The 21,438-nt window shown below is 40.6% G+C and carries 25 protein-coding genes; 17 read left to right on the top strand and 8 right to left on the bottom strand.

Features of this window, described 5'->3' with window-relative positions; translation table 11 throughout:
* Window positions 1-23: 23 nt before the first annotated feature.
* From B5X76_RS20735 to B5X76_RS20705, 7 genes are all read left to right on the top strand, one after another.
* The gene (locus B5X76_RS20735) at window positions 24-3,119 is read left to right on the top strand and encodes a SusC/RagA family TonB-linked outer membrane protein (RefSeq protein ID WP_079645834.1); all 3,096 of its coding nucleotides are present in this window, start codon (window positions 24-26) and stop codon (window positions 3,117-3,119) included.
* 11 nt (window positions 3,120-3,130) lie between these two features.
* Entirely contained in the window at window positions 3,131-4,504 is a 1,374-nt protein-coding gene (locus B5X76_RS20730) for a RagB/SusD family nutrient uptake outer membrane protein (protein ID WP_079645833.1), read from the top strand.
* Window positions 4,505-4,508: 4 nt separating this feature from the next.
* Window positions 4,509-5,951, top strand: a complete 1,443-nt coding sequence (locus B5X76_RS20725; RefSeq protein WP_079645832.1) for a CBM96 family carbohydrate-binding protein — start codon at window positions 4,509-4,511, stop codon at window positions 5,949-5,951.
* Window position 5,952: 1 nt separating this feature from the next.
* Entirely contained in the window at window positions 5,953-6,699 is a 747-nt protein-coding gene (locus tag B5X76_RS20720; RefSeq protein ID WP_079645831.1) for a glycoside hydrolase family 16 protein, read from the top strand.
* 58 nt (window positions 6,700-6,757) lie between these two features.
* Window positions 6,758-7,504, top strand: a complete 747-nt coding sequence (locus tag B5X76_RS20715; protein WP_079645830.1) for a 6-phosphogluconolactonase — start codon at window positions 6,758-6,760, stop codon at window positions 7,502-7,504.
* Between the two features lie 195 nt (window positions 7,505-7,699).
* The gene (locus B5X76_RS20710) at window positions 7,700-8,062 is read left to right on the top strand and encodes a DUF2200 domain-containing protein (RefSeq protein ID WP_079645829.1); all 363 of its coding nucleotides are present in this window, start codon (window positions 7,700-7,702) and stop codon (window positions 8,060-8,062) included.
* 27 nt (window positions 8,063-8,089) lie between these two features.
* On the top strand, window positions 8,090-8,608 hold the full coding sequence (locus B5X76_RS20705; protein WP_079645828.1) for a hypothetical protein: 519 nt from the start codon (window positions 8,090-8,092) through the stop codon (window positions 8,606-8,608).
* Between the two features lie 28 nt (window positions 8,609-8,636).
* Here B5X76_RS20705 and B5X76_RS20700 read toward each other — a convergent pair whose 3' ends face one another.
* The 6 genes from B5X76_RS20700 to B5X76_RS20675 form a co-directional block, all read right to left on the bottom strand.
* On the bottom strand, window positions 8,637-8,942 hold the full coding sequence (locus B5X76_RS20700) for a hypothetical protein (RefSeq protein ID WP_079645827.1): 306 nt from the start codon (window positions 8,940-8,942) through the stop codon (window positions 8,637-8,639).
* 27 nt (window positions 8,943-8,969) lie between these two features.
* Window positions 8,970-9,596, bottom strand: a complete 627-nt coding sequence (locus B5X76_RS20695; RefSeq protein ID WP_217699701.1) for a hypothetical protein — start codon at window positions 9,594-9,596, stop codon at window positions 8,970-8,972.
* 57 nt (window positions 9,597-9,653) lie between these two features.
* Window positions 9,654-10,187, bottom strand: coding sequence for a hypothetical protein (locus B5X76_RS20690; protein ID WP_079645826.1), 534 nt, complete (start codon window positions 10,185-10,187; stop codon window positions 9,654-9,656).
* Window positions 10,188-10,252: 65 nt separating this feature from the next.
* Window positions 10,253-10,663, bottom strand: a complete 411-nt coding sequence (locus tag B5X76_RS20685) for a DUF6157 family protein (RefSeq protein ID WP_079645825.1) — start codon at window positions 10,661-10,663, stop codon at window positions 10,253-10,255.
* 12 nt (window positions 10,664-10,675) lie between these two features.
* A complete protein-coding gene (locus tag B5X76_RS20680; RefSeq protein ID WP_079645824.1) occupies window positions 10,676-11,179 on the bottom strand; it encodes an SRPBCC family protein in 504 nt (167 codons plus the stop codon).
* A 4-nt stretch (window positions 11,180-11,183) separates the two neighbouring features.
* Window positions 11,184-11,501: an ArsR/SmtB family transcription factor gene (locus B5X76_RS20675; RefSeq protein WP_079645823.1), complete on the bottom strand. Its 318-nt coding sequence runs from the start codon at window positions 11,499-11,501 to the stop codon at window positions 11,184-11,186.
* A gap of 178 nt (window positions 11,502-11,679) precedes the next feature.
* On the opposite strand from B5X76_RS20675, the gene B5X76_RS20670 reads away from it, so the two are divergent.
* The 3 genes from B5X76_RS20670 (at window position 11,680) to B5X76_RS20660 (ending at window position 13,571) form a co-directional block, all read left to right on the top strand.
* A complete protein-coding gene (locus B5X76_RS20670) occupies window positions 11,680-12,297 on the top strand; it encodes a hypothetical protein (protein WP_079645822.1) in 618 nt (205 codons plus the stop codon).
* 69 nt (window positions 12,298-12,366) lie between these two features.
* Complete coding sequence (locus B5X76_RS20665) at window positions 12,367-12,939, top strand: hypothetical protein (RefSeq protein WP_139375434.1); 573 nt, start codon at window positions 12,367-12,369, stop codon at window positions 12,937-12,939.
* Between the two features lie 17 nt (window positions 12,940-12,956).
* Window positions 12,957-13,571, top strand: a complete 615-nt coding sequence (locus B5X76_RS20660) for a hypothetical protein (protein ID WP_079645820.1) — start codon at window positions 12,957-12,959, stop codon at window positions 13,569-13,571.
* Window positions 13,572-13,606: 35 nt separating this feature from the next.
* On the opposite strand, the gene B5X76_RS20655 is transcribed toward B5X76_RS20660, so the two are convergent.
* Entirely contained in the window at window positions 13,607-14,575 is a 969-nt protein-coding gene (locus B5X76_RS20655; protein WP_079645819.1) for a GlxA family transcriptional regulator, read from the bottom strand.
* Window positions 14,576-14,707: 132 nt separating this feature from the next.
* On the opposite strand from B5X76_RS20655, the gene B5X76_RS20650 reads away from it, so the two are divergent.
* Genes B5X76_RS20650 through B5X76_RS20640 form a run of 3 tightly spaced genes read left to right on the top strand, consistent with a single transcriptional unit; the run spans window position 14,708 to window position 15,969 of the window.
* Window positions 14,708-15,082, top strand: a complete 375-nt coding sequence (locus B5X76_RS20650) for a DoxX family protein (RefSeq protein ID WP_079645818.1) — start codon at window positions 14,708-14,710, stop codon at window positions 15,080-15,082.
* A gap of 28 nt (window positions 15,083-15,110) precedes the next feature.
* Window positions 15,111-15,557, top strand: a complete 447-nt coding sequence (locus tag B5X76_RS20645; protein WP_079645817.1) for an SRPBCC family protein — start codon at window positions 15,111-15,113, stop codon at window positions 15,555-15,557.
* A 4-nt stretch (window positions 15,558-15,561) separates the two neighbouring features.
* Window positions 15,562-15,969: a VOC family protein gene (locus tag B5X76_RS20640; protein ID WP_079645851.1), complete on the top strand. Its 408-nt coding sequence runs from the start codon at window positions 15,562-15,564 to the stop codon at window positions 15,967-15,969.
* Here B5X76_RS20640 and B5X76_RS20635 read toward each other — a convergent pair.
* Complete coding sequence (locus B5X76_RS20635; protein WP_079645816.1) at window positions 15,966-16,499, bottom strand: dihydrofolate reductase family protein; 534 nt, start codon at window positions 16,497-16,499, stop codon at window positions 15,966-15,968. The genes B5X76_RS20640 and B5X76_RS20635 overlap by 4 nt on opposite strands.
* 74 nt (window positions 16,500-16,573) lie before the next feature.
* Between B5X76_RS20635 and B5X76_RS20630 the strand changes: the two genes are divergently transcribed.
* The 4 genes from B5X76_RS20630 (at window position 16,574) to B5X76_RS20615 (ending at window position 20,733) form a co-directional block, all read left to right on the top strand.
* Entirely contained in the window at window positions 16,574-16,888 is a 315-nt protein-coding gene (locus tag B5X76_RS20630) for a hypothetical protein (protein ID WP_079645815.1), read from the top strand.
* A 116-nt stretch (window positions 16,889-17,004) separates the two neighbouring features.
* Window positions 17,005-17,415 carry a VOC family protein gene (locus B5X76_RS20625; RefSeq protein ID WP_079645814.1) on the top strand — a complete coding sequence of 137 codons (411 nt, stop codon included), beginning with the start codon at window positions 17,005-17,007 and terminating at the stop codon, window positions 17,413-17,415.
* A 252-nt stretch (window positions 17,416-17,667) separates the two neighbouring features.
* On the top strand, window positions 17,668-18,837 hold the full coding sequence (locus B5X76_RS20620; protein ID WP_079645850.1) for an ATP-binding protein: 1,170 nt from the start codon (window positions 17,668-17,670) through the stop codon (window positions 18,835-18,837).
* A gap of 582 nt (window positions 18,838-19,419) precedes the next feature.
* On the top strand, window positions 19,420-20,733 hold the full coding sequence (locus tag B5X76_RS20615; RefSeq protein WP_079645813.1) for a mechanosensitive ion channel family protein: 1,314 nt from the start codon (window positions 19,420-19,422) through the stop codon (window positions 20,731-20,733).
* The last annotated feature ends 705 nt before the right edge of the window (window positions 20,734-21,438 follow it).

Below are 21,438 nucleotides of genomic sequence, written 5' to 3'. Positions count from 1 at the left end.
GATATAAACTTAAAATCTGCATTATGATATTTACTGCTAACCATCGTAAATTTAAATGGGGTGCATGTGCATTTTCCCTTACGTTTTGGCTTTTGTGTGTATTGGCGATTACTCCCGATCGAGTTGTTGCACAACAGAAGCGTGTATCCGGAAAGGTGATTGACGCAAGTACCAAAGAGCCCTTACCGGGAGTGAGTGTGAAGCTCACAGGGCAAAATACCGGTGTGAGTACGGATAGCCAAGGGGCTTTTGTATTGAGTGAGCTGTCTGAAGGACAGTCCATCGTATTTTCTTTTTTAGGATATACGAGTCAGACTGTAAAAGTAGACGCTCGTACGGAATATGTTATCGAATTATCGAATCTGGCTACAGAGATAGAAGAAACGGTAGTTGTTGGATACGGACGCCAAAAAAAGAGAAATTTGACAGGGTCTGTTGTGTCGGTTGGTGCTTCTGAGATTGAGAAGACGACTTTACAGGATCCGATTTCAATCTTACAAGGTAGGGCTGCTGGGGTTCAGGTATCGTCTAATTCGGGGGCTCCTGGTGGGGAGATGACAATACGGGTACGTGGAAATTCTTCTTTGAATTCGGGCAACAATCCGCTGTTTGTTGTTGATGGTATTCCTATTGAATCCAATTCAATATCTTCTTTAAATGGTACAGAAAGTTCGGGATTAAATCCAATGGCTGATATAAATCCGAACGATATTGCTTCAATTGAAATTCTGAAAGACGCCGCTTCTACAGCAATCTACGGTTCGCGGGCGGCCAATGGGGTCGTTATGATTACGACCAAGCGTGGTGCAGAAGGCAAACCTGAGGTGTTGCTTAATGCTACTACTGGTGTGAGTTCGCTTACCCGAAAGCTTAGCGTTTTGAATGCTAGGCAATATAGAGAAGCTGTTTTGGATTCTTATAACGCTTTGGCTGTACCAGAAGAGCCTTATTACACCCTCATAGACTCCTTAAATCCGATGAATAACGGCGACGTAGATTGGCAGGATGCTCTTATGCGCACAGCAAAACAATACAAAATTGACCTTTCTGTACGTGGAGGTAATCAAGGGACTAAATATGCTTGGAGTTCTTCTTACTTGGACCAGGACGGCGTAATTCTTAACTCGAATTACAAGCGTTTTACTTCTCGATTGAATGTAGACTTTAATATCTCTGACCGGGTTCGTATAGGGCAAAGCATTTCTTATACCAATGCTGTCAATAACCGGACGAATGCAGCAGGCTCTGGAAACCTGAGTATTATCCGCAGTTTATTGGTTCGTCCACCCAATATGTCTATGTATCTGCCTGACGGCTCTCTTAATGGCTATATGATCGGACAAAGGAATCCAGTTGGAATGGCTTTGTTTGCCACCAATCTAAATAAAAGCAATCGTATCATAGGTAGTCAATATTTAGAAATTGATCTTCTCAAAGATCTCAAGTTTAGAAGTAATTTCAACTTGGATTATATTGCGATGAAGGAAGATGAATTTATGCCGTCTATCCTCGACTATAGGGAGGGGTATAATACCGGTGGCGTACGTTCTTCTGGTAACTTGACCTGGGGTAATGAGAGTTATTTTACATACACCAAAAGTGTGGGCAATGCACATAATTTTGGTGCTGTAGCGGGTGTGAGTTTTCAAAAATGGCGATACGACCGTACCGGGCTGGATGGTTCTTATTTCGCAAGTGATGATATCCGAACATTAAATGGTGCATCCATTATTACAAATCAAGGTGTTAACGTAGCTTCGGAGCATGCTATGCAATCCTATTTTGGACGATTGACCTATGATTATCTTGGTAAATACCTTTTAGAGTTTAATCTTCGTTCGGATGGTTCGTCCCGCTTTGGAAAAGACAAACGTTTTGGCTTTTTCCCGTCTGCATCCGCAGGCTGGCGTTTTATCGAAGAAAATGGAGTCAAGGATTTGGGATGGCTTAGCGATGGTAAACTGCGCTTTAGTTTAGGAAGTACCGGTAATGAAGCTATTGGAGATTATACTTCGCAAGGAGAATTTAGCCTAGGTACTAATTATTTGGATTTTTCGGGAGCTGCACCTACCGTCATGCCTAATGCGAGCCTTACCTGGGAGACTACCCATCAGTATAATCTAGGTTTGGAATTGGGTTTCTTGAGCAATAGAATATTATTCTCAACCGATGCTTATCTGAAAAAGACAAAAGATCTGTTGTACAATGTTCCGCTTCCGAGCACAACAGGATTTGAGTATGTGACTAGAAATATAGGTTCTATAGAGAATAGAGGTCTTGAGTTTAGTCTTCAGACACGTAACCTCCAGGGCGCATTTAGCTGGAATACGAATGTGAATGTCAGTTTGAATCGAAATAAAGTAACTTCGTTGCCAGAAGATGTATTGACTAATGGATACATTCAGAATGGCGCTTTCCATATCTTGCAGGTAGGATTGCCTATCGGCGTGTTTTACGGCTGGCAATTTCAGGGTGTATATGCGCGCGATGAAGATAATGTCAACGGCTTAACACATGGTGCAAATGGTCCTGTGTTTGTCGGTGGAGATCCGATTTGGAAAGATGTAAATAATGATAACGTAATCAATCAAGACGATAGAGAAATCATTGGTTATGCTGAACCCAAATATTTCGGAGGAATATCCAACGATTTTAGTTACAAAAATTTCCACTTAAATGTATTTTTTCAGTATTCGGTAGGTAATCAGATTTATAGCGAGCTAAATCACCAACGTAATTCCATTGTACGATACAACAATCTTTCGACAGATGCTTTGAGCAGATGGCGGCAACAGGGAGACATTACGGATTTTCCTAGATTGATTCGGGATGATCCGAAACAGTCGGACAGTAGGGTACAAAGTAGATGGGTAGAGGATGGATCGTATATTAAGTTGAAGAACGTCAACCTGAGATATACATTTGATTCCAATTGGGTAAAGCGTATCGGTTTACACAAGGTTGACGCTTTCGTAACTGCGACAAATTTAATTACATGGACTAAGTATACCGGATTTGATCCCGATGTAAACTCCTATTCAGGACTTCGGGTAGGTTTGGATGAAGGTTCGTATCCTCAAAGTCGTACGTTCATGTTTGGTTTAACTTTTGGACTTTAATTTTATTAACCATGAAAAAATCGATTAAATATATATTGGGAAGTGTCGTTATTCTATTCGCTTCGGCTTGTTCCGATTCGTTTTTAGACAAGGATCCCATTAGTAATTTTTCAGGACAGGGCTTTTATAAGAAACCTAGTGATGCACAGGCTGGGGTAACCGGTATTTACAACAGTATGCAGTCGCTCTTTCGGCTGAACTTCGCTTATTGGGGGGAGGGGCGAGCGGACAATGTGACGACACGCCATTCAGGTGACCCTTTTGCGCTGCAACAAAATGCATTGACTCCTATTATAAATTCTGCGCGTTGGGACAATTTTTACACGCTGATATCGAGGGCCAATTATGCCATTAAATATACCCCTCAGGTATTTGGAGATGGAGATAGCGAATTAAAGAAGCAACTGCTGGGACAATCTCATGCGCTTAGAGCTGTTGCTTACTTTTACCTAGTTCGTATTTGGGGAAATGTACCGTTGGTCACCGAGCCTTATGAGAGTGTGGAACAGAATGTATTTGTGTCACGTAATAGTGCGGAAGAAGTATTGGCAAAAGTTGAAGAAGACCTGTTATTCGCTGTCGAAAACTGTGCGAGCAGTTACTCCGGTGCACGAAACCGCGTATTGATGACCAAAGGTGCTGCGTATGCTTTCTTGACCCAGCTCTATATGTGGCAAAAGAAATACGATAAAGCAATTGCGACTGCGGAAAAGGTTCTTGCTGATTCTCAATATTCATTGGTGTCTATGAGCGATTGGAATGACATCTTTGTTAAGGGAGTAAGTACCGAAAGCATTTTTGAGGTTGGATATAATGAGGTGCAGACAAACGCGCTCCGAATACTTTACGCACTTGGATCGGATAGTGATTATGTGCCTAGTGCCCGCTTTATCGCATCGATAGAGACAGGCGACTTGCGCAAGCCACGTATCTATGATGTCTCACAAGCTCAGCCCCGCAAGATATGGAAGTTTTTTGGTCAGGGGTTTAATGACGAAAGTCCGGATCCATCTTCTAATAACATCGTTTTGACAAGACTTGCTGACATTATTTTGCTTAAAGCGGAAGCACATGCCTATTTAAATCAGTCGGCCGAAGCATTGGAGTTGCTCAATCGTATACGCCGTCGTGCAGGTCTTTCTGTAATGGATGAAAGTGCGGCTAATAATCTTTACGGAAGTCTGTCCGGAGCAGTGTTGCACGAGCGTTCGATAGAGCTTTGCTTTGAAGGTCATCGCTGGTTTGACCTTGTACGTACCGGAACAGCGATTTCAACCATGAAGCCTATTAATGGATTGGCTAGTGAAGCTAATCTATTGTGGCCATTGCACGAAAGTGCAACGCTAAGAAATATGAATATTGAACAAAACGAATTTTATAAGTAGTCTTATGAGAAAGATAATATATAGAATTACGAGTTCCCTGTTGGGAATTGGTATGTTGGTGATGGTGTTTAGCTGTGAAATTCAAGAGAGTTTTGAGTACGATTATGCCGAAGACAACACCAAATTGAATATGTCGGCTTTGGCTTATATCAAAGGAAATGATTCGCTGTCTCTCCTGAATGAAGCTATCGAGCGTACACAGTTTCAGGCTATGTATGAAGGAGGTCCTGGAGCGACATTTATTGCGCCCAATAACCAGGCTTTCAGAAGTTATTTTAAGGAGAACGGATACAGCTCTATAGCTGCGATTCCACTCCCTATTTTAAAGAATATTTTACGCTATCATACCGTCAAATCTGTTGTAAATTTTAATGATCCGGCACTTGCTCCCAGCAATAGACCCATTGCGTATGATACGGAGAATGGCCAGAGCATGTATTTGTCCCATACCAGTACTTATGTAGGGTTGATTAATGAAGGCACCAATAGGCAATGGCAGATCAGGACTTCAAATTTGGTTCCGGATAATGGAGTTATCCATGTAGTCAATTTTGTAGTCTTTTATTCTGCTCCAGCAGGGGATGCAAATGCTGTAAACCCAAACTTGCTTCAGGATACCATATTTGCTAAACATGATTCTTATGTAAATGGGGGAGTCGAGTCTACCAAGAATTTTGGGACTAATACATTGATGAAAATTAAGAATGTCAGTAACAATGGAGATTATGACCGTAAGGCTTTCCTCATGTTCGATTTTGCGGACTTCAAGAAAGAAGGTGTTGTGACCGATCTTAAGTTGCAATTGGCTGTATCCTTCACAGCGGCCAAGGGGGTGGATCTTAATCTGTTTGAAACTCCAAGTACGGCTTGGGTAGAATCGTCGCTGAATTTCAGTAACGCGGTATTCCCGAACTCGCCGCGAATAGCTTCTATAAAAACTAGCAAAATCAGTACGTTTAGGTTTGATCTTACGGACTATTTCAATGAGAAAAAACCGACCGGTTTAAAATCTTTTATGTTGGATGGACAACCGGGATCGGATGAAACGGATGAAATAGCCTCCAAAGAACATCCTACGTTGGCACCACCGATGTTAATAGCAACGTTGGCAAGCGGAGATTCGGAGCTCGTACTCGAAGAAAAGAAAGATTTTGAAGTTGCCAATGGCGGTATGTATGTGCTTTCAGCGGCCGACTTGTTGGTGAGCGGAGCCTCGGCAGGTGATATTATTTATACAGTAGAGGATTTGCCTGTATTCGGGTGGCTTATCAAAGGGGCAGAGGTGCTTAAGAAAGGAAGCCGTTTTACGCAACTGGATTTAGATTTAAAGAACATGGTATTTATTCACAATGGCAATACATCTGGCACGAATACTCTTGTCTTGACAGCGAGGGACAAGGCTGGGGCTATACTTAAAGATATCAGAATAAACATTTCAGCAAAATAGTATGATGAATAGCAATCGTTGGTTCTATGCGTTAATGGTATTGGTGTTTTTTATCAATTGTAGTAGTTCTTCGCCCGATGTAGAGCCGCCAGTGGTCGCGACAGACCGTATTATTCGATTTTCAGAAATGGATTGGATAGTCCGTAAGACAAAAGACAAGAAAGAAGGACCAGGGCCTAATCTATTTTCGGATTCTGATAAAAATGTGTGGGTAGATGCCAATGGAAAGCTTCATCTGAAGATCAGGCAAGATGGTGGATATTGGTATTGTTCAGGGATCACTTCCAAGAAGTCTATGGGCCATGGAAAGTATGTGTTTTATATCAATTCTGATGTGACAACTCTTGACCAACATGTTGTTGCCGGACTTTTCACTTATCTCAATGATACGGAAGAAATTGATATCGAGTTTTCAAAATGGTCGATCCCAACTAATCAGAATGCTCAATTTGCATCTCAACCTTCTGATATATCCGGCAATAAAAAACGATTTGATATTCCGGCAGGGCTAGGGCAGACGGTGCATTCTTTCGATTGGCAGTCTGATCGTATCCTTTTCAGTAGTGATTACAAAGATGCCGAGGGGGTATTGCGAAATATTCAAGAGTGGACGTATAATGGCAAAGATGTACCGAAACAGAAAAATGAAAAATTGAAAATGAATCTTTGGCTTTTTAAGGGGCAGATGCCATCTGATTTAAAGGATCAGGAGATTGTTATTGATAGTGTTCGTTTCATTGCCCAATAGCCGTCGTGTTAATGTGGTTTAATGTGTGCACAGTTTCCTTTTATTAATTAGTTATTATATGCTTTTAGAAGAATTAAATGTTGACGTGTCCGTAACAGCCCAAGAGGCTGGAGAGAAGGCTGGTAGAGCTGTTGAAGCTAAATTGGTCGAATTGCAATCGAAACAAGAAGAGATCAGGGTTATTTTTGCTGCTGCACCTTCACAGGATCATATGCTTAGCTATCTGGCAAAATCTGAACAGATAGACTGGTCTAAGATCGTAGCTTTTAATATGGACGAATATATTGGTTTAAATCGAGATGCAGATCAGCTTTTTTCGAAATATTTGGAAAATAGATTGTTTAGTAAAATCACGCCTAAAGCTAAATTCTTTATCGATCCGAGCGCTATAGTCGATGATGAGTTGTTACGGATATCGAAATTGATCCACGAGAAACCTATTGATTTGGTTTGTCTCGGTATTGGACAAAATGGTCACATTGCCTTCAACGATCCTCCTGTGGCAGATTTTGACGATAGTTACCTAATCAAGAAAGTAGAGTTGGACGAAGTGTGCCGTATGCAGCAAGTCGTCGATAAATGCTTTGACACGATCAATAGTGTCCCTACCCATGCCCTAACACTAACTATTCCTACTATCATGAATGCAAATAGTTTGTTTTGTGTGGTAGTGGGAGCGCATAAAAGGGAAGCAGTTATGCATACCTTAAGTTCAGCGATAAGCACCGCTTGGCCATCGACCATACTTCGCAAACACAAAGATTGTTGGTTCTTCTTTGATCAAGCTGCTTGCCCAGAAGTTTAAGTTGGGGCCTGTTGAATTTTAAATGCAAGTGCACAGCTTCGTTATTAGCTGTGCACTTTTTTTCTGAAAGTGTCTATTGCCAGGTCTCCTCCGTGTTCGTTAAAAGAACTGACCTCTCGCAAAGGCTATCAAGAAAGTTTTTTTGCTCCTTCTGTCTTATTTTTTTAATTTTAAACCTATACAAATAGGAATGGCATGAACACTTCTGAAGCTCACAACGAACGTATCGCAAAGATGATATTTGCATCGGTTTATCCCCATTATGTAGCAAAAGTAGAGAAGAAAGGTCGAACTGAGTCCGATTTGCATCAGGTCATCACTTGGTTGACCGGATTTAGCGAACATGATCTGCAACAATTAATAGCTGACAGAGTTACGTTTGAGGAGTTTTTTAACAGAGCGACCATCAATCCGAATGCGGGGCTTATTACAGGTGTTATTTGCGGATATCGGGTAGAAGAGATCGAGAATCCGTTGACACAGAAAGCCAGATACCTGGATAAATTGGTTGATGAACTGGCCAAGGGCAAGAAGATGGAAAAGATTTTGCGGAGTTAAATTTTTCGATACTTTGTAATCGTTTAGATGACTATAGAAGAAGTTTTTTGGGACAAGTCCATTAAAGCCAAAGGCAAGGTAGCTATGATTGGCGATTGGCTGGTGCAGCGCGAATTGACCCTAGAAGAATTAATGGGATACGCCGAGCGGCAAAAGGCTATAGACAAAGCAACCTGCATCGAAGCGATAGAATATGCTACAAAAAAGGACCCCAGCATATCGGATGATTATCTTATGGCATATGTTATAGAGACGCTAGCTGACGATGAGCCTAGAGTAAAGTGGGAGAGTGCTAAAGTAATCGGGAACATTATCCAATACTACCCAGAACAGGTAGGCGCGGCTATCGATGCGCTGCTTTTAAATATACCTGGAGGTGGTACTGTTGTACGCTGGGCCTGTGCTTATGCCCTGGCCGAGATCCTCAAGCTGGCGACCGATCATAATAAACTGTTGGTCCCCAAGGTTAAGGAGCTTTGTGAACAGGAAGAAGATAATGGGGTTAGGAATAAGTATCTAGCAGCCTTCAAAAAACTGAAAATTTAACTTTTGTTCCACCATATATAAAGTTACCCTATTTATTACTGGGATTACCATAAGCCTTGATATGTGTGCTTACTTTTTCGAATCCTTCCAAACTACAATCGAATGATAGTTTCTTTTTACTGTCGAATATAAAAATTAATTTTCCATCCTTGAATTCCAGATCGATATTCCTTATGGGCACCATCCCTTTAAAGAAAGATGGGCCAATAATATTGAAATTTATTTTTTCCGAAATGAAATCAATAGCGCCACTTGGTTTATTGTCCGATTCAATGTTAAGCCGCAGGTAGTCCGCGCTAATATCGTCTAGCGATATAATTGTCATATTTTCCATTGGGTTTGTCAAAATTTTAGTTCTATATTATTCACTTTGTTTTACCGTATGATACCTCTCAAATCCAGTGTAGATGCGGGTTTCTTTCAATTTTCCATTTTTATAAATTTCTTCTTTCTCCTTATCGCCCGATTTTTTGTTGAAGTAAATAACCTCTGTCAACTCCTTTTTTCTATTGAAGAGTTCTGTTTTAAAATTTCTACCGTCTACCTGATAATGTATAGAATTCAACCTTCCGTTGTCTTTATAATAGTAACTTTTTGAATTATAAAAATTGCCGTTCTCTATAGTCATCCCTTCATAGACATATGATGCCGTATATTTTCCTTCCAATATCAGCTGATGCTTATCGTTATAGATGAAATAATAAGCCCCATCCATGGGGTTTCTCAATTCATAACGGGTTACCCATTTTGCTTTCTGCCCCGGGTTGCGCTGCATACCCTCTTCCGCTTTGAATGTTACCGAATCATTTTGCGAAACCCACAGCGTATCCGTATCCAGCGAACCTGTTTTATTGTAAATTTTGTAAATGATTGTATCTTTTTTAAGCTGCTGTTCGTTGGTGTTACAGCTCGCATAGCCGACCAGAACCGTTAGTAGAAGCAGCAAATTGTAAGACATGTAAGGAAGCTTCTCTAAAAAATAATTCATAGGGATCTTTTTATTGGTGACTAATTAAATATTGTTTCGGTGAATCTGGTTCATTTTTCAGTTCTTTTCCCAAAGACCGCTCTTTTTTAAACTGTCCAGCTGTTGCAGGCTGGAATTTATTTCAATATAGAGGCTATCAGGTGTTTCCCCGCGTATCTGTATAGTATATCCCCGGTCATATCCCGTTTTCGAGTTCGGATCAAAAAATACATCAGATTTTTTCTTTGCTATTACCTTTTCTGCAATATTATAATGCTTGACTATCCAATAACTGTGGGGTGTGACTCGAATGGCATATTCGCTGTTATTTATTAAGGAACCACCAGAAAAACCATCTTTTGTCAGGTTGGAATAAATCAACACCAACCCACTGAGGATCGCTAAAAGTACCCCGATAAAAAGCTTCTTTTTCCGAGAAAAGACAAACAGACTAATGAGCCCTATTCCCACAAAAGGAAGAATCAACAGCCCAATCTCTAGACTGATATCAAAAAACAAGCGTAGCAATAGGTCTGCAAACATGACGCCCAGAATTAGTATAAGCAGACTGAGCAATGTCTTTTGCAGTAGGGGCAGCGGTTTTCTTTTCATGAACAAGGTTCTATACGCTATTTATTTAGCAAAGTATGTTCCAAAAAAGAAGCGCTCAAGTTTTCTTACCGGCTTGATTTCATAGCTTTCACTTTTTTGATTTTGGCATCGGCCAAGAATTTTTGATATTCTTCGGTTTCCATTCCGTAGAGCGCGATTTTTCCATGATCGTCGTGATGAATACCAAAACCATAAGTCTTTGTCAGCGGTGAAGCGCGCAAGCAGGCCTGTCCTTTTGAAAAAAGTTGTGCTCTTGCCTGTTCATATTCTTCTTGTGTTACATCATTTCGTTCGGCAAATACTTTAAAAAGCAGATCGTCTGACGTGAATTTGTAAGGGTTTTGAACAATGAGTTCGTATTGCATGTCAGCTACCGTCTTCTTGTCTTTGGTAGGCGGTCTATAACCTTTGTCTACTTTTGTATCTTCTGCTACCTCAATAAATGTGTCAAAGTAATTCGTCGAATGTATCTTCATGGTTAACGTCTATTAACTGTTTAATCTCGGCAATAATGCATCCAGCTGCTGGAAGTCTACGGTCATACCTTCAATAAAGCCCATTTCGATTTCTGCTTCGAGGTCTTCTACCGAGTCGTAAGTCAGTAGGATCTCTACCCTTACCCGATCTTCTTTTGCGACGAAGGTGTTTTCCCATTCATTTTGTGGAAAATCTAGATTTAGTACACCATTTTCATCCGAAAATCCACCTTTCATTGTAAATGATTTTTTATTTACGATCGAGATGAAATCCGCTTTGCTCCAATGTTTTTCGCCTTCAGGGCTTACCATGGCGTAGAGCCAATAACCGCCGACCTGAAAATCCATTACTTTCGTTTCCGCCCGCCAAGGCTCCGGTCCCCACCATTGATCCAGTAGTTCTGCTTTTGTCCATGCGTCCCACACCAGCTCGAGACTTGCTGCAAATTCACGTACCATGCGGATCGTTTTTTCGTCTTTATTGACCGTGTAGTCAAATAATAAGTTGCTGTCCATGTCTTTATTTTTTAATTGTTTTCAATAGATTGTCCAACTGGTTGAACTTTGTTTCCCAGATATTTCGGAATTGTTCCAGCCAGTTGTCAATCTCTTTCATCCTTTCCATTTCAATTTGGTAATAGATTTCCCGGCCTTTGTGTTCCTGTTTAATCAGTTCACATGCGGAGAGTATACGGAGGTGTTTGGATACGGCTTGTCGGGAGGTGTCAAAATGTTCGGCAATGGCGTTGGGTGTCATTGCCTGTAGTGCAATCAATGCCAGTATTCCCCGTCGTGTAGGATCCGCAATTGCCTGAAATATATCGCGTCGTGCTTCCATAATGTTGCGCTGTCTATATAAAGATAAGTGCAACTGTTTGGTTTCGCAATATTTAAGAAATTACTTGTCTTAGGACAAGATGGGGGATAAGGATTGGAGCCTTGGTACAGGAATTGCTACAAAGATGATCAGAAGTTACTTCCGATAAACCGGGGCAGGAACGAATAAAAACGAACATATGCAAAAAGTATTAATAGTATTGACGATAACCGGATGCTTAGCCCTCCTATCCTGCAACAATGGCGGAAAGCAACAGACGGCAACGACAGAAGAAACCCATACGGAATTAACCAAAAACGATACTGCGAAAGGAATTCAGGAGCAGACTGTAGACCAAAGCAACGCTGGCCAGGAGGAAGATGTCTTAAAAAAGCTTCCAATTAGAAACTTTGTAATCACCGATTCGACGAATTTTGATAATTATCAGGCAGAAGGAATAGCAGACGATATTTTCATTAAAAAGATAAAATTTAAAACTTCAAACATTACTGCCGAAAATTTTAGGTTAAGATACAAAGTGCCTCTCTCCGAGAATTTCAGTGCCATCGTTATTACCTATAGAGATGGCGAGCACGAGCTCTTCAGCACTTTAGTCACCCTAGATAAAAACGGGAATATCATCGATCAGCTAGATATTGCCTATGATGAGATAGCCGAATCTGCATTTAGTAAAATCGGGACACTCGAGAAGGACCGGATCAGCATTCAGAGTTGGAATTATATGAACGAAGTACCTACCCACGAAGAATCCATATTCACGGTGTTGGAGACTGGTAAATTTAAAGCTGTAAAGTAATCTTCGGCTAACGATCTTGAAATTATTATATTTACGAGAACGAATAGACCAAAATTAGGATAAATGATCATGAGCCTAAAAAATATTCTACTAATCCTAGTTTTAGGTATGTTCACGGGCTGTCATGCGCCGCTACTGCTTACCGCATTGAGCCCGAAGACCAAGCCTAAGGAAAAATTCAAATACTACCAGCCGAATTTCAAATTACCCGAAAATTCTAGCCTCCGATTGGATGGCTATTACCTCAGTATCGAGTCCGAAAGAAAGCAGAAATTAACCTTGAAGCGCTATCAGGAAATGAAAAAGTACGGACTTTCACCTGTTGGGTTTGATATTAAAGACCTGCATATAAGTTCAGATACGGTTTTGATCATCAAGACCTTGGATGCCTTTCAGTTCTACGCTGATGGTACGTATGAGGTCCGTTATTTTGCCAATAGATCCAAAGAGCAGGTACATGAGGAGATGCTGACCAAGTATAGAAATACCATAGAGGGAGTGTTCGTTTACAAGTTGAAAGGCGACAAGATCCTGTACGAGACCTACAGCCAGATGTCCGGATTTACCTATAACGATGGCCTGCTAGGTGAGCATACGATTACCCTAGGAAAAAGCCACCCCTATCAATTCATCAAGTTTTAAATTTAACTATTTCAAATATGAGCGACCAATTGGGGAGAATGGGGCAAGATCAGTATTCCATAGTGCGTTATCTGTTGCTCTTGCTATGGAGTCTCTGCTGCTTTTTCAGCGTCGCAGAAGCCGGCACGCGGGATTCTATTACTGTTTTTAAAAATTGGGAGGATAAGCATGGCCTAAATCAGTTAACGGTCAAAGTTGAAGGACTATGTAACCCCGATGAGCCACCGTTTGATGGCACACTAACAAAGATCATCGCCAATTTAAAAAACAAGCAAACTGCATTAGAGGTCGTGTTCGACGACGAGGACTACCAGATGGAGATGCTGTTGTTCTATGAAAAAGACATCGAGATTATCGATCTTAAAAAAGAGAAAGCTGTTTTTATCCCATTCTTTTATTGCGCAAATTTTGACAATGATATCAAAGTATCCTACATCATTTTTTATAAAGGCTCAGGCTATCTATTTCATATTAACTTTCACTGTGCCGAAGGAGAGGGGGGTTGGTTGAATGATGACTTAGAAGCCAAATTGAGCTCTATTACAGATCGCGAGCTGAAAAAAATATTTATCAAGAAGCTAAAATCAAGCTATAAAAAGTATTCGGATTTCCATATCAATATCGATTATTAAGAGAAGCTGTCTAGAAAGAAACCGATTGTCGTCATTTACATTACCTTGGTAAACTTATTTCTGTACTCGATAGGAGTCAACCCAGTTACTTTTCGAAATACATCTCTAAAAGCTTTGGTGTCTGTGTAGCCTACGTCGTACATGACTTCAGAAACATTTTTACGTGAAACTTCGAAAAATTTCTTCGCTGCTTCTATACGTACGCGTTGTATGTATTCCATGGTGGTATTATTCGTTGCCTCTTTAAAGCGTCGCTCAAACGAACGACGACCAATATTACTTAAATTAGCAAGGTCTTCGATCGTAATCTTGTCTTCATAATTTTGTTCGATATAATCCTGTACCTGTTTTATGGCTAGATCACTGTGATTGCGTTGCCCCCGAAATATAGCGAATTGAGATTGGCTATCCCGGCTAATATCCAATGCAAAATACTTTGATATCAATATGGCCGTTTCCCTATCAGAAAATTTCTCTAGGAGGTATAATATTAAATTCCATAAACTATTGGCCCCACCACTGCTGTAGATACGATCATGCTCAGTGATAATAGCCCCATCTTCAACTTCTACATTCGGGTATTTTTCCTTAAATTCCTCTAGGTATGCCCAGTGCGTAGAACATTTGCGTCCATCCAATAAACCCGTTTCAGCCAATAAAAAAGCGCCTACACAAAGACTAGCGAGACTAGCGCCAGCATGATACATTTTTGTAAAATAAGGTATTGCTTCTTCATTCGCCTTGATGCCGGCACTCATATCTCCAAATGCAGGCGGTATAATCAATAGGTCGGTTTGTTGGACATCAGGTAGCAACCTGTTGGTTTTTATCGTGTACTCCCCGCTATTGGCTGGAACATATTCATTTAAGCCCACATACTCTACCTCGAATATCGGTTTTTTGCCAAATGTAGTCAGAAACTCATTGGCCGTGTTGAAGGTTCGGAAGGCTGGTGTTATCGCTTCTATTGTTCCATACTGGGGTACAAAGACAGAAACTCGCATATGCTCTTAGATTTGTTGGTCCGTAAAGTTACTCAATTTGTCGTAATCTACCCCTTAAGTTGTCGTTTTTGCAACTTTTGCCGCTTTACAATCTTTCGCAACTTTGTAATGTAAGTTATAAACATTATAAACATGAAAAAGAATAAATTAATCTTTTGGACAGCCACCATAATTCTTATCCTTTGGGAAGGACTTATGCCCTTGGGTACGATGCTTTTCGCACCGGTCTATGTCAATGCAGGGACAAAACCATTGGGATATCCCGATTATTTCGCTTACCTACTGATTATCTGCAAGGTGCTGGGGATTCTAGCTATTTCGCTGCCCAAAATACCTGCCAAATTACGGGAGTGGGCCTATGCCGGGCTGACGTTCAGTCTGATCTTTGCTTTTATCAGTCATGCCTGTGTAGATCGAAATGTAGGTTTTATGCTAATGCCTTTGGTGGTATTGGCCATACTCGCCGTTTCTTATAGCTATAGTCCTAAAATTCGAACCCATAACTAAGACAAATCACAATTAAAATTTATATATCATGGCAAATTCAGTATCCCTACATCGGATAATTCAGGCAAGTCCTGAAAAGATATTCCGGGCGTTTTCAGATCCAGCAGCACACGCGACATGGTTACCTCCCTATGGCTTCATATGTACCGTGCAGCAAATGGACTTTAGCGTTGGAGGGCACTTCAAGATGACCTTTATCAATTTCAGTACAGGCAATGGGCATTCATTCGGTGGAGAATATCTCGAAATAAAAGCGAACGAGTTTATTAAATATGTTGATCGATTTGATGATCCCAACCTACCAGGGGAAATGATAACAACAGTATCGTTGGCTCCGGTATCCTGCGGGACCGAGCTTAAGATCGAACAGTCCGGTATTCCAGACATGATACCTGCCGAGATGTGCTATTTGGGCTGGCAGGAGTCTTTGGATAAGATGAAAAGATTGGTAGAACCCGAAATTCCCGATGCTTGATCCGATGCAGCACGTATTTTTAGAACAGCGATCTGAAAAAAGAAGCGGTATCTTTATCACATTTGCCGGAAACTGTAAAAAGGCACTCACCTTTTATCAAGCCTGTTTTGGCGGGGTTTTACATTTCGAAATGTTGGATAAAGTGATAGAGGGGTATAACGATATACCTGTCATCAGTGGCGTGCTTATTTCAGATCGCCTTGTTATATATGGTTCGGATTTAGTACAGGATGGAGGGCGAAAAATAGGCAACCATATCGCCGTCTTTTTATCCTGTCAAGACCTGATAGATCGGAAGTATCTTATTCAAAAGCTAGCGTTGACTGCCGAAAAGAATACATTGATTAGAGACCAGGATCCATTGGTAGAAATAAAGGATCCGTTTGACGTAAATTGGATTTTGGCTGTTTAGATTTTTCGTGTATAGTGCAATTGCGTCAATCCCGTATCAAACGTTTTTGCAGTTACGAATTCAAGTGCCTGTTCAGGTCGTCCATCTTGGAAAAGTCTTGTTCCGTTTCCCAGTAAAATAGGTATTACTGAAATCACAAGCTCATCAATTAGGTCGTGCCTTAGTAACTCATTGATTATTTCCGCACCACCATCACAATAGATATCTTCCCCTTTTTTAGATTTCAGTTGTTTGACCAGTTCTGTTATTTTTCCTGTATAAAACGTGGTTCTACCTGTTTGCGGTTTTTCGCTTCTGGTGATGACGTATACGTCCCGTTGTCCGTTATCGTAATGAGACGTACCGATTTCTCTAACCACATAATCGTAGGTCTTCCTACCGATAATTATAGTGTCTATTTTGGATATAAATTCCGTATAACCATAATCTTCCCCCTCTTTTTCCACGAGCTTCAAGAAGCTTAAGTCGTCATTTGGTTTTGCTATAAATCCGTCTAGGCTCATAGCGATGAAAAGTGATATTTTACGCATCCGTTTTAGTTTTAATACGCTCAATATAGCTATCTTTAAAAGAATTCATCGCATCGACTACATAAAGTTTGCACATGAGCCGAGTAAAAGAATTAAAAAATACGATCAGCGGAGCCCACGAGTTTAAAGATCCTGATGGCACTATGTACAAAATGAAAATACTGGGAAGGGGTGAAGAGCTTTTTTTTCAAAGAGGGGGTGATGCCCTCATCTGTGATATATCGGCCCGCTTTTCGGTTATTGATCAAATGAGTATTAAAAGATGGGACAATGGACATAAGATTTCCGATAAAGAGCGCGCTCTTATTCTGGTGAAGATTGTCGAGTTGTACAAAAAAGCCTATCAGGATGATTTAACACTCTCGTTAGAGGACAGTAAATACAGTTGAAAAATAAAGCCATCCTTTCCCTAGTCTGCCATTTCTTGCCTTAGGACAATTCAAAACAGGAGCAATTCAACCATCTTTGTTTATAATCCAATAAGCAAAATTAATACCCCTATAAAATGGCAAAACAAATTTTTATAAATTTAGCTGTAGCAGACGTCCAGCGATCGATGGATTTCTACAGCGCAATCGGTTTTACAAATAATCCTCAGTTTTCAGACGACTCGGGCAAATGCATGGTTTGGAGCGAAAATATCTATGTCATGCTTTTATCCCATGACAAATTCTCTTCTTTTATCAACAAACCCATTGCCGACACCAAGTCCAGTGTAGCAGGTCTTTTTTCCTTGTCAATGGACTCGGTCGAGGAGGTCAATACAATGATGACAAAGGGTCTAGAGGCAGGTGGGGTAGAACCAACCGAGATGAAAGATTACGGCTTCATGCAGCAACGTACATTAGAAGATTTTGATGGGCATACTTGGGAAGTATTCTATATGGACATACGTAAAATCCCAACTACCGACTAATCGAATTCATATAATTTTGATTAGCAAAAGTCAAAAAATGATGCGAGCAAGAGAAAAGTAATGAGCGAAGAAATCAAGTACCTTTTATTAATGGTTCTTTGATAAAAGCAATAATCTCTTTTTTATCTATTGTACAGAACGAGTGTGCTTTTTTGTGTGAATAAATTATTTTGCACTGCGACAGTGCATTTTTTTGATTTTTTTGCACTATGATAGTGCATTTTGGTTATATTTGGATAAATGAAGTCAAAAATGGAAGATTTGTTTGCGTACTCGAACCGTTTGATAGCTGAGGTGAACACTGATTTTGTTAGGTATGCTTATCAACAAGTTAATTGGAATAATAGGTTGCTTGGCCTTATTGGGCCTCGAGGGGTAGGTAAGACAACACTAGTTTTACAGCATATCAAAATGAACTTGCCCGTTCAGCAGACACTCTATGTTACGGCCGAAGATTTTTATTTTGCCAATAACCGTTTGTTAGACTTAGCCGATTCTTTTGCCAAGGCTGGTGGACAATATCTGTTTGTAGACGAAATACACAAATATCCAGACTGGTCGAGAGAGTTGAAGTTGATCTATGATTATCATAAAGATCTTAAGGTGGTTTTTACGGGATCTTCGGTCTTAGATATTAAGAAAGGAACTGCCGATCTGAGCCGTAGAGCTGTGGTGTATTCTATGCAGGGCTTGTCGTTTAGAGAGTATCTCCGCTTGTTTCACCAATTGACTGTCCCTGTCTATACGTTGGAACAGCTGCTTGCACATGAAGTAGAGCTTCCTCAATTGCCGCGACCACTTCCTGTTTTTGCAGACTATTTAAAGGTTGGTTATTACCCTTTTGCTCAGGAAGATGACTTCGATACCAGGTTACAGCAGGTGATTAATCAAACATTAGAAGTGGATATACCCACTTATGCCGAAATGAACGTCTCTACAGGAAGAAAGCTAAAGCAATTGTTAGGAATTGTGGCCGAAAGCGTACCTTTTAAACCGAACATGAGTAAGATCGCTGAAATGCTAAATATCAGTAGGAATAATATAGCAGACTACTTGCTATACATGGAAGAAGCCGGGATGGTAGCACAATTGCGCGGCGATACTACAGGAATAAGATCTCTCGGAAAAATAGATAAGGTTTATCTAGACAATGCAAATTTGGTTTATGCATTGGCAAAGAATAACCAAAATATAGGTAATATACGCGAAACATTTTTTATTAATCAGCTACGTGTCAATCATGAAGTGTTATCTTCTACTATAGCTGATTTTCGTATAGAGGATATGGACTTTGAAATAGGTGGAAAAAATAAAGGGGCTAAGCAACTAATAGATGCCAAGAGGGGATTTGTCGTGAAAGATGATATTGAACGTGGTTTCTTAAATACGATTCCTCTATGGTATTTTGGGCTGCTATATTAGATTTTAAAGTAGACCAAACTATCATGGGGCGTTCGCCGTTGCATAGTTTATAATTGCTCCTTAATTTTTGTTCTCGTTGGATTTTCTTCTGGTGATGGTTAGTTTAAATACTCACTTTTATTAGTTAACACACTAGAGAGGTTATTTTGATTAAATAACATAAAGCCTATTTCCGTTCCTGTATATTCAAGGTGCTCGGCTTCAAAGCGGTGTGCCCGAGTATTTATCTGTTTGCATATTCCGTTACACCTTTCCAGTTCGGACGGGTTTAGATCAGAGAATCTACTGTGTAGACGTTGGTTTATGGGTATGAAGCCTTTGTTTAACACGAAGCGGGAAATACCCGAGCCAGCGCGAGGTTATGTACCTTGGTAATCATGGGTATGGTTGCGTATAGTCATATATTTATGTAAGTTTGTATCGTATTAGATAATTTCGAGTACTATATTTCCGCTTTCCTATGTTTTTAGCTCCTTGGATAGGCTCCTACTACTTTATTTTATTAATCTATAAAGTTTATGAATTGGAGCGCACTCTTGTCCACGAGCAGGGAGAGCGTATGCCGTAGATAACTTTATTTAGATGGAAAAAACAACCCTACTTAATTTTACCGAGCTACCTACCCGTAGCATTTACCAACAAACATTTGACTTTATTAAAAGTCTGGGACTTACCGAGCAGGTCACACACATCGTGGCTTCCGTTGCACTGCTCGTCTTAGCCTTTCTCGTATTGGGCATTGCAGACTATATTATCCGATATGCTTTTAACAATCTGGTGAGCCGTTTGGTCAAAAAGACCAGCTCCAACTGGGATGATCTCTTTATGTACAATAGCGTACATGTTTTCCTGAGTCGGCTTATCCTCGTTATCCTTGCGCAGCAGATTTTCCCCTTTATATTTGTCAGTTTTCCCCTATTTACCTCAGTTTTGGTCAAGTTGTTAGGGGTACTTTTAGTCGTATCAGTCTATATGCTCCTTAATAGTCTGTTGAAGACCTCTAGAGATATTCTGAGAGGAGTCACGGCCTTTAAGGACAAGCCGGTAGACAGCTACTTGCAGGTCGCACAGATATTTCTTCTTTTCGTATCAGGTACGCTCATCGTATCCTTGTTGACAGGCAGTTCACCGTGGTCATTTTTGGTATCATTAGGAGCGGCTTCAGCCATACTGATGCTGGTATTTAAAGACACCATTTTGGGATTTGTAGCCAGTATACAAGTGTCTGCCAACGACTCTGTACGCGTGGGCGATTGGATTGAAATGCCAAAATATGGCGTGGACGGTGACGTATTACAGATCAATCTGAATAATGTACGGATACAAAACTGGGATAAGACCATTGTGACTATACCCACCTACACGCTGCTCAGCGACTCGTTCAAAAACTACCGCGGCATGCAGGAAACCGGAGGGAGACGTATCAAAAGACCCATACCTATCAAGGTTTCTTCAATTCGCTATCTAGCAGAAGAAGAAATACTGCAATTGAAGAAGATCGCATTACTAAAACCCTTTATCGAGAACCGAGAACAGGAGATAGCTGCATTTAATGCCCAGGCCGATATCGATAGTTCTATGTTGGTCAATGGAAGACGGATGACCAATATCGGATTATTTCGCGCCTATGTGATAGCCTATGCACGCAATAACCCCAATATACACCAAGATATGACACTTTTAGTCAGGCAGCTATCTCCAACCGAATATGGTCTCCCGTTAGAGCTCTACATGTTTACAAAAGGTACACAGTGGGCCTTCTTTGAAAATACCATGGCCGACATTTTTGACCATCTATTTGCTGCGATCAAATACTTTGATTTGGAAGTTTTCGAACTCCCAGCTTCAGACGACCTTCGCAAAGTTATTGGTAGAGGTTCCATGGACGTGTCTTAAGTATCGAGCGAAACGCGCCAGCTCGGAGAATCTACATTTTTTTACACCACATGCCCCATAGCGACAGCAGCACCGCGGGTCGTCAATTTAATGTTGGAATACGGATCATAGGTATTAGGGGTGTGCGTTCCTTCAGTTTTACAAATATAACCCATTTCAAAGAGTGATTTGAGCACTTGGTTGAATCCACCTATACTTTCTAGCCCCCAAGCTGGTGCGAGCGTCCTCGCTCGTATCCTTAATGGCCCGCTTCATCATCCACAGCAGCCATTCCTTACGGCTCTCCTGTGGATAGTTTTCAATCTCTTTCCGGAGTCACGTGGATGTATACACTTTAAAAGATTTAACAAGATCCCCTGGGGTTCATAAAAATACAAGCCTTCGATATGGTGGAATCTGTATTTACGGGACATAATATCAAGCTATTAGTTAGTTAGTTAGTTAGTTAGTTAGTTAGTTAGTTAGTTAGTTAGTTAGTTAGTTAGTTAGTTAGTTAGTTAGCAAAGGTACGCACTTTTAATAGTTAACACAGGAGCGAGGACGCTCGCGCGAGCAGGGGGCAATTATCTTTGCTATATCTAGGTCAATTTTGTTCATAAGAGTTCTTGTTTTCAGACTTAAACGTTAGAAATCTAGATTGAACAGGGCACACATTAACAGTATTATTAGAAAGTGCTCTTAAAAATCTAATAGTTGTGAAATGTT

Origin of the sequence: Sphingobacterium nematocida, from assembly GCF_900168125.1 — a bacterium.
GTDB lineage: Bacteria > Bacteroidota > Bacteroidia > Sphingobacteriales > Sphingobacteriaceae > Sphingobacterium > Sphingobacterium nematocida.
Note: the sequence above shows the minus strand (reverse complement) of the source record. Positions and strands in the feature narration are given on the sequence as shown.